Below are 13,079 nucleotides of genomic sequence, written 5' to 3'. Positions count from 1 at the left end.
TATCATCATGAACCTTTATCTTTCTATAAAATCATAAATCGTCATATTCTCATATGTTGACTGTTCTAAATTGCCAACCGTTACACCGATTAACCTTATTGGAACATCAGGATCCTTCAAATCGTTATACAAATCATAAGCTACGTTATATATATCAATATCTCTACTTACTGCCTTTCTCAAACTTCTTTGTTTGGAAAATGTTTCATATTGATACGTTTTTAATTTAACTGTTACGGTACTACCTGATTTTTGTAACTTAGATAGACGTTCTGCAGTCTTGCCAGATAATTCCCATATTTTTTGTAAAATTTCTTCATCATCATTCACATCAGTTGAAAATGTTCGTTCAGTACCCACGGATTTACGCACTCTCGTTGCTTTTACTTCACTATGATCAATTCCTCGAGCTTTAAGATATAAGCCACGACCTCTTTTTCCAAACCAACGTAATAATTCAAATTCAGTTTTATCATACAAATCTTTACCTGTATATATATCATGGTTATGCATGACTTTTTTCGATGCTTTACCCACACCTGGAAAGTCACCAATATCAAGATTCATTAAAATATCGTTTACATTATTATAATCGATAACCTTCATGCCATTAGGCTTATTCATACCACTTGCTAATTTTGCTAAAAATTTATTATACGATATACCTGCAGAAGAAGTTAATCCAGTTTGTTCAAATATATCGCGTCGAATAAACATTGCGATTTTAGATGCAGACAAGTCAGGTCTAACAAGGTGAGTAATATCTAAATACGCTTCATCCAATGACATAGGTTCTACAATATCTGTATAACTTTTAAATATAGACATTATAACGGCAGAGGCTTCTCTATAAGCGTCAAATCTTGCTCTTACATAATATCCATTAGGACATAATTTATGTGCTTGAGACATTGGCATTGCAGAATGAACCCCATATTTTCTAGCCTCGTAAGAAGCAGTAGAAACCACACCACGAGTACTTGCCTTACCACCTACAATTACAGGTTTACCTTTTAATTTAGGGTTATCTCGCATTTCTACTTGTGCAAAAAAGTAATCCATATCTATATGAATAATCCTTCTTTCAGCCATCGTCTCACCTCTTTTAAAATAAACCAAAATAAAATAAGCCTCAATATAATTATAATGTGACTAGCAACAAAACTCATGAAATGTGCACATAAATAATTATATTGAGACTCACAATTTATTCAAGTTCGTCATTAGCTTGTATAGGTCTTTGATGATACATAATTAAACCTTCATCTGATGGATGTACATATTCAAATTTATTAGTAAATGTAATACCTACTAAATATAAATCAATTAAGCAATATCCAATATGTATACTTAACATAATAATAATTGAGGAGTATGTGTAAATACTGAATATAAACATTAATACTCCTGTTAATATAAACATTGGAGCTAGCATTATTGTGCAATATTGCCATTTATTAAAATATTTTTTGGAAATATGTACTAATAAAAAACCTTTTTTATATTTAAAATGAGGCTGTTCTCCTTTTGAACAGATAAAAAATGAAATTCTATGAATCAGTTCATGTAGTCCTAAAATAACTATAAAACCTAAAATACCATATAATAAGTTAGCTAAAAATGTTTGTTCATGAATGGTTGTAAACATGAATGCCCATTTATAAGTAAACACTATCATAAATAAAATTACTACTAATTGAGTTGCCATAAATTTAGGTAAGTTGATTCTATTTGGAGAAAAATCAATTTTCTGCACAATAATGACCTCCAATCTCTGTTAATTTTCAACCATAGTATATACAGTCGATGTTAAGAAAAAAACTTTTTTATAAGATTTAATGCTCTGTAACCATTTCTTAATATTTGTATTAAAATTTTACGTTTAAGATTTTCTTTCAAATAATGCAACTGTCTCTACATGTGTTGTTTGAGGAAACATATCGACTGGTGTAATTTCTTGCAATTCATATTGTGAATCTAATATTTGAGCATCTCTTTGTTGCGTAGATGGATTACAAGAAATGTAGACAATACGCTTAGGATTTAGTTTAAGCAGTGTTTGTAAGAAAGTTTCATCGCACCCTTTCCTCGGGGGATCTACCATAACAACATCTGGTTTGATACCTTGTTGTTTCCATTTTATAATGACTTCTTCTGCCTTTCCACAGACAAAAGTTGTATTTTCAAATCCATTTAAAGTCGCATTTTGTTGTGCATCTTTAATCGCTGACGGCACGACCTCAACACCATAAACATGTTTCGCTACTGACGCCATATATAAACCTATCGTACCAATACCGCAATATGTATCAAGAACTGTTTCTTTACCTGTCAATTGCGCATACTCTATTGCTTTTTGATATAATTTTTCAGTTTGAGAAGAATTTATTTGATAGAATGATTGGTCACTTATCTTAAATGTAGTATCACTAAGTTGATCAGCAATCTTATCTTTGCCGTATAACGTTACAGACTGTTGCCCCATAATTACATTGGAATGACTATTATTAATATTTTGTTTAATGCTAGCTATGTTAGGAAAAGTTTCTTTTAATTTTTCAACTAAAATTGAAGCTTGCTGGAAATTTTTACCATTTGTTACAAAAACGACCATCTTATCATCAGAATAATAGCCTGTGCGAATAACTAAATGTCTTAAAAGTCCTTTTTTTGTACTCTCATTATAAACACTAATATCGTAATCAATAATCCATTGTTTGACGTGATTCATAATATCTTGGTGTATATCATCTTGAATTAAGCAACTATCCATATCTATAATATCGTGACTTCTTTGTCGATAATATCCTATAATTGCTTTTCCATCTCTATCTTTACCAATTGGCAACTGTGATTTATTTCTGTAATGCCAAGGATGATTCATACCGATAGTTTTGTTAATGATTGTATTACTAAATTGTGCTTTTCTATGGAATAAGTTGGTAATTTGTGACTGCTTCATAGCCAATTGGGCATCATACGTCATATGTTGCAATTGACAACCACCACACTTCCAATAGTATTTACATGGTGGTTCCACGCGTTGTTCACTTGGTTTAATAACTTGAAGAAGTTTACCAATAGCAAAATTTTTCTTTACTTTTATAATTTTATATTTAATCACCTCACCAATTAACGCATTTGGCACAAATATCGGATAACGGTCGATTTTAATGACGCCATGCCCTTCATGTGTTAAATCAACAACGTTACCTTGTTTCATTTCATTTTTAATTATGGTTTCCATTATTTCACCCCACATAAAAAGAGGTTAGAGTAGTTTAATCTTGGTTTTGTTTTTCATACCTAAGACATCAAAACTATTGCTCAACCTCTTCAACTGTATAATTTACTCTGATATTTCATTGTTTTTAATAATTTCTTCATTCGATGGCTTCTCTTCAATAATACCATCTTCGACTTGTTGATCTTCAGTTAATTCCTCATTATATATATCTTTTGGCGTACATACTTCGATATGTCTTTTTAAATTCAAGAAATTAGCTGGTAATTTACCACCATATTCACCATCTACATTCAATTGCATTTCAGTAAAGGATGAGATATTAATTGATTTAGCTTTCTCATAAATAACCTTTGGATGTTTAATGTGTTCTCCGCGAGATGCTAAGGTCATGATGTGCCCTAGTTCAGCAAGGTTAGCCTTTTCTACAATAATTAATGTAAAATGCCCGTCATCTAACTTAGCATCTGGAACTAATTTCTCAAATCCTGCCATTGAGTTTGTCAGTCCCAATAAGAATAATAATGCCTCACCTTGAAAAACTTGATTATCATATTCTATACGCAAATCTACAGCTTTCATCTGAGGTAACATTTCAAATCCTTTAATATAATACGCAAAGGGACCTACAATTGACTTTAATCGACTTGGCGTCTCATAAGAAACTTGAGTTAATTGACCACCAGCTGCTAAATTGATGAAATAACGATTATTCATTTTTCCTATATCCACTTTAGTCGTGTGATCATCAATAATAACATCAACAGCGCCCATAATATCACTTGGTAAGTGCAAGGCTCTACCGAAATCATTCACTGTCCCCATAGGGATGATACCTAATTTAGGGCGATTGGGCTGTTCAGCTATGCCATTAACAACTTCATTAAGTGTTCCATCTCCACCAGCTGCTATAATAATATCATAATCTCTTTTAAGTGCACGTTCAGCTTCAAGCGTTGCATCGCCTTCACGCTCAGTTGCATAAGCACTTGTCTCATACCCGGCACGTTCTAATTTAATTAAAACATCTGGTAAAGTTCTTTTAAAAAGTTCCTTTCCAGAAGTTGGATTATAAATGATTCTTGCACGTTTTCTCATAAATTATCCCTCATCTTTTTATACATATTCTTATATTAAATGATTTATAAGAGAGTTGGAAGTATTTAAATCAATAATCTTTAAAATACATTTATTACACTATTTACAATTAAATAATCATAGCAGTTATAACATTAAAAATAATTGAACTAAAAACACCACACACCAAAATTAAAAGGCTTGTTCCCTAACCATGATAGGAAACAAACCTTAAATGATGCTTTAGTTCATTATGTTTAAATCTTTAATTAACGTTTATTTAATTCTTGTTTTAATATTTGGTTTACTTTTTGAGGATTAGCTTGGCCTTTAGATGCTTTCATAATTTGACCAACTAAGAAGCCCATTGCTTTCCCTTTACCATTTTTATAATCTTCAACAGATTGAGGGTTATTATCTAAAGCTTCAGTGACGAATTTAGTTAAAGTAGCTTCATCAGAAATTTGAACTAAACCTTTATCTTCCATAATTTGTTTAGCATCGCCACCATTTTCAGCTAATTCTGGGAAAACTTTTTTAGCGATTTTACTACTCATCGTACCATCTTCAATAAGTTTAATCATACCAGCAAGGTTTTCTGGTGTTAATTTAGTATCTTGTAACTCAACTTGGTTTTTATTTAAATATTCATTAACGCCACCCATTAACCAGTTTGAAGTTAACTTAACGTCTGCACCTTTTTCAATAGCACCTTCAAAGAAATCAGACATCTCTTTAGTAAGTGTTAATACGTGCGCATCGTATTCAGGTAAACCTAAATCATTTACATATTTAGCTTTACGCTCATCTGGTAATTCAGGGATTGTTTGACGTACACGCTCTTTCCATTCTTCATCTACGTATAAAGGTACAATATCAGGTTCAGGGAAGTAACGGTAGTCATCTGAGCCCTCTTTAACACGCATAAGAATTGTTTTACCAGTTGATTCATCAAAGCGGCGTGTCTCTTGTCCAATTGTACCACCGTTTAATAATTCTTCTTCTTGGCGTTTTTCTTCGTACTCTAAACCTTTTCTAACATAGTTAAATGAATTTAGGTTTTTCAATTCAGTTTTTGTACCAAATTCTTCTTGTCCATAAGGACGTAATGAAATATTGGCATCACAACGTAATGAGCCTTCTTCCATTTTACAGTCTGATACACCTGTATATTGAATAATTGAACGTAATTTTTCTAAGTAAGCATAAGCTTCTTTAGGAGATCTAATATCTGGTTCAGATACAATTTCAATTAATGGTGTACCTTGACGGTTTAAGTCTACTAAAGAGTATCCATCTTTATGTGTTGATTTACCAGCATCTTCTTCCATGTGAAGACGTGTGATTCCAATACGTTTTGTTTCACCATCTACTTCAATATCAATATAACCATTTTCACCAATTGGTTGATCAAATTGAGAAATTTGATAAGCTTTAGGATTATCTGGATAGAAATAGTTTTTACGGTCAAATTTAGAATTTGTAGAGATATCCATATTTAAAGCCATTGATGCACGCATAGCCCAGTCTACAGCACGTCTATTAACAACCGGTAATACACCAGGATATGCTAAATCAATAACATTTGTATTTGAGTTAGGTTCAGCTCCAAAATGTGCTGGTGATGGAGAGAACATTTTTGAGTCTGTTTTTAGCTCAACGTGAACTTCAAGTCCGATAACTGTTTCAAAATGCATTATTTCCACTCCTTATAATTTTTCATATGCGTCATGTAAATTGAATTGTGTTTCATATTGATATGCCACACGATATAACGTCTTTTCATCAAAAGGTTTACCGATAAATTGTAAGCCAATTGGTCTACCGTTTGATTGCCCACAAGGAACAGAAATACCTGGTAAACCAGCTAAGTTAACAGGTGTAGTTAATAAGTCATTAGCATACATAGTTAAAGGATCATCGATTTCATCACCTAAGTTAAACGCAGTAGTTGGTGCAGTTGGACCTACAACAACATCATAGTTTTCAAAAACTTTATCAAAGTCATTCTTGATTAATGTTCTAACTTTTTGTGATTTTTTATAGTAAGCATCATAATAACCAGAACTTAATGCAAATGTACCTAGGAAGATACGACGCTTAACTTCAGCACCAAATCCTTCTGATCTAGACATTTTATATAATTCTTCTAATGATTGGGCTTCTTTTGAATGGTAGCCATAACGTATACCATCAAAGCGAGCTAAGTTCGCTGATGCTTCTGATGACGCGATAACATAATATGATGGAATACCATATTTCGTATTTGGAAGTGATACTTCATCAACTTCTGCACCTAGAGATTTAAGTGTTTCAACAGCATTCTTAACAGCTTCTTTAACATCATCATTGATACCTTCACCTAAATATTCTTTTGGTAAAGCAACTTTTAAGCCTTTAATGTCTTTACCAATTTCTGAAGTAAAGTCAACATCTTCAACTGGTGCACTTGTAGAATCATTTCTATCAACACCTGAAATTGTCTCTAGAACGATAGCGTTATCTTTAACATTTCTTGTAATTGGACCAATTTGGTCTAATGAAGATGCAAAAGCAACTAAACCGAAACGTGATACACGCCCATAAGTTGGTTTCATACCCACTACACCACAATATGCTGCTGGTTGTCGAATTGAACCACCAGTATCTGAACCTAGACTGAATGGTACTAAACCTGCAGCAACTGCTGCTGCTGAACCACCTGACGAACCACCTGGAACAGCTGTATGATCGAATGGGTTAACAGTTTGTTTGAAATATGATGTTTCAGTAGAACCACCCATAGCAAATTCATCCATGTTTAGTTTACCGATTAGAATCGCATTTTCATCATGTAGTTTGTTCATTACAGTAGATTCATAGATTGGAACAAAACCTTCTAACATTTTACTAGCACATGTTGTTTCCACATCTTTAGTAATGATGTTGTCCTTAATTCCCATAGGAATACCAAACAATTTACCTTCCATTTGGCCTTTTGCTTGTAATTCATCTAATTCTTTTGCTTTTTTAATAGCATTATCTTTATCTAGTGCTAAAAATGATTTAATAGTAGGATCCGTTTCTTCAATTGCATCATAGATGTCTTTGACAACTTCTGAAGGCTTAATCTCATTGTTTTTAATCATTTCTGATAATTTTTCAACTGATTCATAACGAATACTCATCTTAAGCTTCCTCCTCATTCATGATAGATGGTACTTTAAATTGACCATTTTCTGTCTCTTTAGCATTTTTTAATGCAAGTTCTTGAGGAATGCCCTCGATTGCTTCATCATCTCGTAACACATTTTGTAAATCTAATACATGATAAGTTGGTTCAATACCTTCTGTATCTGCTGTGTCATTTTGTTTAGCAAAATCTAAGATACTTTCAAGTGTATTAGCCATTTCTTCAGTTTCTTCTTCAGAAATTTGAAGTCTTGCTAAATGTGCTATATGTTCAACCTCTTCACGTGTAACTTTAGTCATTTATTAAAAGCCTCCTTATTACTCATTCATCATAAAATTGTATCAAATTTTCACTTAAAAATCTAAATATTTATTGAGACAACATAACTTCATGACATTATTGATGATTAATTCATAGGTAAGTAATTAATAAATGCTTTACAAATAATGTAACTCAATTATTAATTTAACGATAATAATGACCTAAATTTTATATCAAAAATATTTATAATCTTTAATATGCATGTTACGTATAATAAAATCAATAAACATTTTTACATTTTGAAAACGCTTACTATCTTGTTTTAAAAGTGTTTATTTTTTAAAAATTAAAATTTACACTTCTCTAAACCATTCACTACATTGTATAATATTACATGTAACTAAATTATTTGAAAAAGTTACATACTCATGTAATTGAAATTTACCAATGTTTATAAGTCATCTAAATCTTCACATCATATAAAAAAAGGGGGTATTTCTTTATGCTTATTTTAGGAGCAAGCTTGTCTAGTCAAGTTAATACCAATTGGCAAACATACATAATGATTGCGATTTATTTTATTATTTTACTTATCATTGGATATTATGGCTACAAACAAGCTACAGGTAATTTAAGTGATTATATGCTTGGTGGACGTAGTATCGGCCCATATATCACAGCTTTATCTGCAGGTGCATCAGATATGAGTGGCTGGATGATAATGGGGCTACCAGGTTCAGTCTATAGTACTGGTTTATCAGCAATATGGATAACAATTGGTCTCACATTAGGTGCATATGTTAACTATCTAGTCGTTGCACCAAGGTTGAGAGTTTATACTGAAGTGGCAGGTGAAGCAATCACCCTTCCAGATTTCTTTAAAAATCGACTTAACGATAAAGAAAATATTATTAAAATTATTTCTGGTTTAATAATAGTTATATTCTTTACTCTATATACGCACTCTGGGTTTGTATCAGGTGGTAAACTATTTGAAAGCGCGTTTGGACTAAATTATCATTTTGGATTAATTTTAGTTGCAGTTATCGTTATCGCTTATACTTTCTTCGGAGGATATTTAGCTGTATCTATAACTGATTTCTTCCAAGGTGTAATCATGTTAATTGCAATGGTTATGGTCCCTATTGTTGCAATGTTACAACTTAATGGTTGGGATACGTTTTCTCGAGTTGCTGAAATGAAACCAACAAATATGGATTTATTTAGAGGCACAACCTTCCTAGGTATTGTTTCATTATTTGCATGGGGGCTAGGTTATTTTGGACAACCTCATATCATCGTTAGATTTATGTCTATTAAGTCACATAAAATGCTACCTAAAGCTCGCCGTTTAGGTATAAGTTGGATGACTGTAGGTTTACTTGGTGCTGTAGGCGTAGGATTAACTGGTATCGCATTCATTCCAGATAATCATATTAAGATGGATGATCCTGAGACACTATTCATCATTATGAGTCAAATTCTATTTCATCCTTTAGTAGGCGGGTTCTTATTGGCTGCCATTCTTGCAGCTATCATGAGCACAATCTCATCACAACTATTAGTAACATCAAGTTCATTAACTGAAGACTTTTATAAATTAATACGTGGTGAAGAGCGTGCGAAAACACATCAAAAAGAATTCGTGTTAGTTGGTAGATTGTCGGTATTAGTTGTGGCAATTGTAGCAATTGCGATTGCTTGGTCTCCAAATGATACAATTCTTAACTTAGTTGGTAACGCATGGGCAGGCTTTGGAGCTTCTTTCAGTCCGTTAGTATTATTCTCACTTTATTGGAAAAAGCTAACACGAGCTGGTGCTATCAGCGGTATGGTAGCAGGTGCCCTTGTGGTAATTATATGGATTGCTTGGATAAAACCTTTAGCGGGTATAAATGAAATTTTCGGAATGTATGAAATTATTCCAGGATTCATCGTTAGTGTCATCGTTACATATGTTGTGAGTTTATTGACTCAAAATCCAGGTGACTTTGTTGAAAGAGATATTGAAAAAGTTAAATCTATTGTTCGTGAAAAATAATAATATTAAACAAAAACTACGGATAACCCAATTTGTAGGCGTTATCCGTAGTTTTTATGTTAATTATTATAAATATGAACTTGAGGCTCTTTATCTTCTTTAGATTTACTAATTAAAGCTCTTGGTGTATTTCCGTCTTTAATTCGAATTTCATAGCTATCGATGTTGTCAAAATATTTTCTAGCTTGTTCTGTAACATATTGAGTAATACCAATCGTTTCAGCTTGACTATAATAATCAATAGGTAAATCTATAGTTAATTGTGTTGGTTTTTTACCGTCAAATTTAACTTTACCTACTGCTTGAGTGAAGTTAGTAAAGTAAGATTGTAGGTTGTCGTTGAATTGTTTAAAATTATTATTCAAATTTTCATTGTATTTTTTTGCTGTTGAAGATGGCAATAATGCTGACACTTGATCAATTTTTTTCCATTTATTAATTTTAGTTTGATCATCATCAACTGTAGTATTAGCAATAAATTCTCCCGGTGTAATTGAATTTAGATCGGATTGTTTATAAATCGCAAAATGAATAGGAATATCTTTTAAATCATCATTGGCTCTCAATCTTGTTAAGATTTCTGAAGCCATTTGTTTACCTTGTTTTTCAATTTCCTTATCATCAAGTTCTTTGCTATAAGTCTCTCCATCTTTCTCTTTCTGATAATAATAAACACTATTCATGGCTAGGCCAATTGTCATACCTTTAATATTTTTTCCTTTTGTATCCCCACTATCGTAAAAATCTTGTTCAAGAATATTAGATAAATAAGCTGGAGATTGTTCTGCGATTTTTTCTGGATCATCCTCACCTTTGTGTGATGGATTTAATCCTAAATTCTCACTAGCTTTATTGGATTCTTTCTCTTTTTCACTCATTTTATCTATTTCTTTTTTAGTGTATTTGGGATTTAAATAACTATTAAGAGTATCTTTATCTAGATATTGTCCGTCTTGATAAAGGTAATCATCAGTTGGAAATACATCTTTGCTTAGTGTCAATAAACCACTTTCGAAATCGTCACCATTGTAACTATTTGCCATGTTATCTTGTAATACACCACGGGCCTTACTTTCTTTGAATGGCAAAATCGTGCGGTAATTATCACCTTGTACGTTTTTATCTGTTGCTATTGTTTTCACATTATTTGAGTCAGTTTTAGTTTCTTGTTTATTCACAGATTGGTTATTTTTATTATCATTGTTATTGCCACATGCCGTTAACAACACAATCGACGTTATAATTAAGAATAGGGTCCGCTTCATTGCCGTTCTCCTCTAACTTGATATTTCATTTTGTTTAGCCACGAATTGCTCTTCTGTCCAAATTTCAGTACCAAACTTTTCTGCCTTAGTTAATTTAGAACCTGCATCTTCACCAGCAATTACTAAATCTGTTTTTTTAGTTACACTACTTGTAACTTTTGCGCCTTGTAATTCTAACCAGGCAGATGCTTCTTTTCTTGTCAGTTGTTGTAATTTACCTGTTAAAACAATTGTTTTATCTTTAAAATCAGGGTGCCCTTCTATATCAGAAGTTTTAATTCCATTATAAACCATATTGACATTTTTATATTTTAATTTTTCAATTAATGCTTTAATATCTTCATTTTCTAAATATGTCACAACAGATTGAGCTAACTTATCTCCAATATCATGAATATTAATAAGTTCTTCTTCAGTTACTTCAAGTAGTCTATCCATTGTTTCGTATTTTTCAGCTAGAACTTGACTTGCTTTAACTCCTAGATGACGTATTCCTAAACCAAATAATAGATGCTCTAGAGAGTTGGCTTTAGCATCTTCAATCGCTTTTAGTAGATTTTCAACTTTTTTGGAACCCATACGCTCTAAAGGTAATAAATCGTCTTCCGTTAGGTAGAAGATGTCGGCCACATCTTTAATCACATTGTGATGATAGAGTTGTTGTATAATTTTAGTTCCTAAGCCATCAATATTCATGGCTTGACGTGATACAAAGTGAATCAGCCCCTCTACAAGTTGAGCCTGACACTTTGGATTTATACAACGTAATGCAACCTCCCCTTCAATTCTTACCAACTCATGGTCACAACTCGGACAATGTGTTGGCATTGAATACGGTAATGTACCTTCAGGTCGGCGTTCCGTAATACTTTTCACTACTTCTGGAATTATATCGCCAGCTTTTTTAACTACTACACTATCCCCAATTCTGATATCTCTCTCATGTATTAAATCTTCATTATGTAAAGAAGCTCTAGATACAGTTGTCCCAGCAACTCTTACAGGATCAAGAATCGCAGTTGGTGTTACAACACCTGTTCTACCAATACTTAACTCAATATCTTGTAATGTTGTTACCACTTCTTCGGCAGGAAACTTATATGCAATCGCCCATCTTGGAGATTTCTGAGTGTATCCCATTTCATCTTGTTGTTCAATGTCATTCACTTTTATAACGATGCCATCAATATCATAGGATAATTGTTCACGTTGTTTTGTCCATTTCTCAATATATTCTAATACACCTTCAATATCACCCACGCGCATACGTTCATGATTTGTCTTAAATCCTAAACGATCTAATTCATCCAACGCACCACTCTGAGTAGTTGCATCAAAATCTGTGAAATCATTAACACTATATAAGAATACACTTAATTTACGTTTAGCTGCCAATTTGGGATCAAGTTGCCTTAACGATCCCGCTGCTGCGTTTCGTGGATTAGCGAATGGTTGTTCTTCATTCTTTTCTTTTTCTTCATTTAGTCTTATAAAAGAACTACGAGGCATGTAAGCTTCGCCACGAACTTCAAAACTTAATGGTTCATTAATCTTTAATGGAATAGCATGAATGGTGCGTAAATTTTCAGTTATATCTTCACCTGTAGTACCATCCCCTCGAGTTAAACCTTGAACGAAGCGACCTTCTACATATTTAAGGGACACAGCTAATCCATCAATTTTCAATTCACACATATATTCAACACTACCGACTTGTTCACGAATACGTTGATCAAAACGACGTAATTCTTGTTCATTGAAAGCATTACCTAAACTTAACATTGGTGTATCATGATTGACTTTTTCGAAAGAAGATTGCACCTCCCCTCCTACACGTACAGTAGGAGAATCAGGTGACTTAAATTCTGGATGTGCCTCTTCTATATCTATTAATTCTCTTAATAATTTATCGTATTCACTATCTGGCACTGAAGGATTATCTTGCACATAATATTCATAACCATATTGATTTAATAAATCATGTAATTCATTCACACGACTTTGGATATTGTCCATAAA

10 protein-coding genes are annotated in these 13,079 nt (G+C 32.6%); 1 reads left to right on the top strand and 9 read right to left on the bottom strand.

What is annotated here, in order from left to right:
• Positions 1 to 15: 15 nt before the first annotated feature.
• The 7 genes from dinB to gatC all read right to left on the bottom strand — a co-directional run bounded on the left by dinB (position 16) and on the right by gatC (position 7,792).
• Positions 16 to 1,092: a DNA polymerase IV gene (gene dinB / locus HMPREF2737_RS00880; protein ID WP_037551143.1), complete on the bottom strand. Its 1,077-nt coding sequence runs from the start codon at positions 1,090 to 1,092 to the stop codon at positions 16 to 18.
• A 115-nt stretch (positions 1,093 to 1,207) separates the two neighbouring features.
• Positions 1,208 to 1,756, bottom strand: coding sequence for a DUF3267 domain-containing protein (locus HMPREF2737_RS00875; protein ID WP_037551145.1), 549 nt, complete (start codon positions 1,754 to 1,756; stop codon positions 1,208 to 1,210).
• A gap of 126 nt (positions 1,757 to 1,882) precedes the next feature.
• A complete protein-coding gene (rlmD, locus tag HMPREF2737_RS00870; RefSeq protein ID WP_037551148.1) occupies positions 1,883 to 3,247 on the bottom strand; it encodes a 23S rRNA (uracil(1939)-C(5))-methyltransferase RlmD in 1,365 nt (454 codons plus the stop codon).
• Positions 3,248 to 3,349: 102 nt separating this feature from the next.
• On the bottom strand, positions 3,350 to 4,342 hold the full coding sequence (locus tag HMPREF2737_RS00865) for a diacylglycerol kinase (RefSeq protein WP_037537988.1): 993 nt from the start codon (positions 4,340 to 4,342) through the stop codon (positions 3,350 to 3,352).
• Positions 4,343 to 4,590: 248 nt separating this feature from the next.
• The gene (gene gatB, locus HMPREF2737_RS00860; RefSeq protein WP_037551151.1) at positions 4,591 to 6,018 is read right to left on the bottom strand and encodes an Asp-tRNA(Asn)/Glu-tRNA(Gln) amidotransferase subunit GatB; all 1,428 of its coding nucleotides are present in this window, start codon (positions 6,016 to 6,018) and stop codon (positions 4,591 to 4,593) included.
• Between the two features lie 12 nt (positions 6,019 to 6,030).
• Entirely contained in the window at positions 6,031 to 7,488 is a 1,458-nt protein-coding gene (gatA, locus tag HMPREF2737_RS00855; protein ID WP_037551153.1) for an Asp-tRNA(Asn)/Glu-tRNA(Gln) amidotransferase subunit GatA, read from the bottom strand.
• Position 7,489: 1 nt separating this feature from the next.
• Positions 7,490 to 7,792, bottom strand: coding sequence for an Asp-tRNA(Asn)/Glu-tRNA(Gln) amidotransferase subunit GatC (gene gatC / locus HMPREF2737_RS00850; protein WP_037551155.1), 303 nt, complete (start codon positions 7,790 to 7,792; stop codon positions 7,490 to 7,492).
• 464 nt (positions 7,793 to 8,256) lie between these two features.
• Between gatC and putP the strand changes: the two genes are divergently transcribed.
• On the top strand, positions 8,257 to 9,795 hold the full coding sequence (gene putP / locus HMPREF2737_RS00845; RefSeq protein ID WP_037551157.1) for a sodium/proline symporter PutP: 1,539 nt from the start codon (positions 8,257 to 8,259) through the stop codon (positions 9,793 to 9,795).
• A 59-nt stretch (positions 9,796 to 9,854) separates the two neighbouring features.
• Here the strand turns inward: putP and HMPREF2737_RS00840 are convergent, their stop codons facing one another.
• Together HMPREF2737_RS00840 and ligA are read right to left on the bottom strand one after the other, a co-directional pair.
• Complete coding sequence (locus tag HMPREF2737_RS00840; protein WP_037551159.1) at positions 9,855 to 11,060, bottom strand: CamS family sex pheromone protein; 1,206 nt, start codon at positions 11,058 to 11,060, stop codon at positions 9,855 to 9,857.
• 12 nt (positions 11,061 to 11,072) lie between these two features.
• On the bottom strand, positions 11,073 to 13,076 hold the full coding sequence (gene ligA / locus HMPREF2737_RS00835) for an NAD-dependent DNA ligase LigA (RefSeq protein ID WP_037551160.1): 2,004 nt from the start codon (positions 13,074 to 13,076) through the stop codon (positions 11,073 to 11,075).
• Between the last annotated feature and the right edge of the window lie 3 nt (positions 13,077 to 13,079).

The sequence above is a fragment of the Staphylococcus sp. HMSC069D12 genome (genome assembly GCF_001810405.1).
Classification (GTDB): Bacteria; Bacillota; Bacilli; order Staphylococcales; family Staphylococcaceae; genus Staphylococcus; species Staphylococcus haemolyticus.
The sequence above is the reverse complement of the archived record's forward strand: the minus strand, read 5'-3'. Positions and strand labels throughout refer to the sequence as shown.

Bases quoted from the DNA above. Each gene is read 5' to 3' on its own strand.
- dinB (WP_037551143.1), bottom strand. From the start codon at position 1,092: ATGGCTGAAAGAAGGATTATTCATATAGATATGGATTACTTTTTTGCA.
- rlmD (WP_037551148.1), bottom strand. From the start codon at position 3,247: ATGGAAACCATAATTAAAAATGAAATGAAACAAGGTAACGTTGTTGAT.
- HMPREF2737_RS00865 (WP_037537988.1), bottom strand. From the start codon at position 4,342: ATGAGAAAACGTGCAAGAATCATTTATAATCCAACTTCTGGAAAGGAA.
- gatB (WP_037551151.1), bottom strand. From the start codon at position 6,018: ATGCATTTTGAAACAGTTATCGGACTTGAAGTTCACGTTGAGCTAAAA.
- gatA (WP_037551153.1), bottom strand. From the start codon at position 7,488: ATGAGTATTCGTTATGAATCAGTTGAAAAATTATCAGAAATGATTAAA.
- gatC (WP_037551155.1), bottom strand. From the start codon at position 7,792: ATGACTAAAGTTACACGTGAAGAGGTTGAACATATAGCACATTTAGCA.
- putP (WP_037551157.1), top strand. From the start codon at position 8,257: ATGCTTATTTTAGGAGCAAGCTTGTCTAGTCAAGTTAATACCAATTGG.
- HMPREF2737_RS00840 (WP_037551159.1), bottom strand. From the start codon at position 11,060: ATGAAGCGGACCCTATTCTTAATTATAACGTCGATTGTGTTGTTAACG.
- ligA (WP_037551160.1), bottom strand. From the start codon at position 13,076: ATGGACAATATCCAAAGTCGTGTGAATGAATTACATGATTTATTAAAT.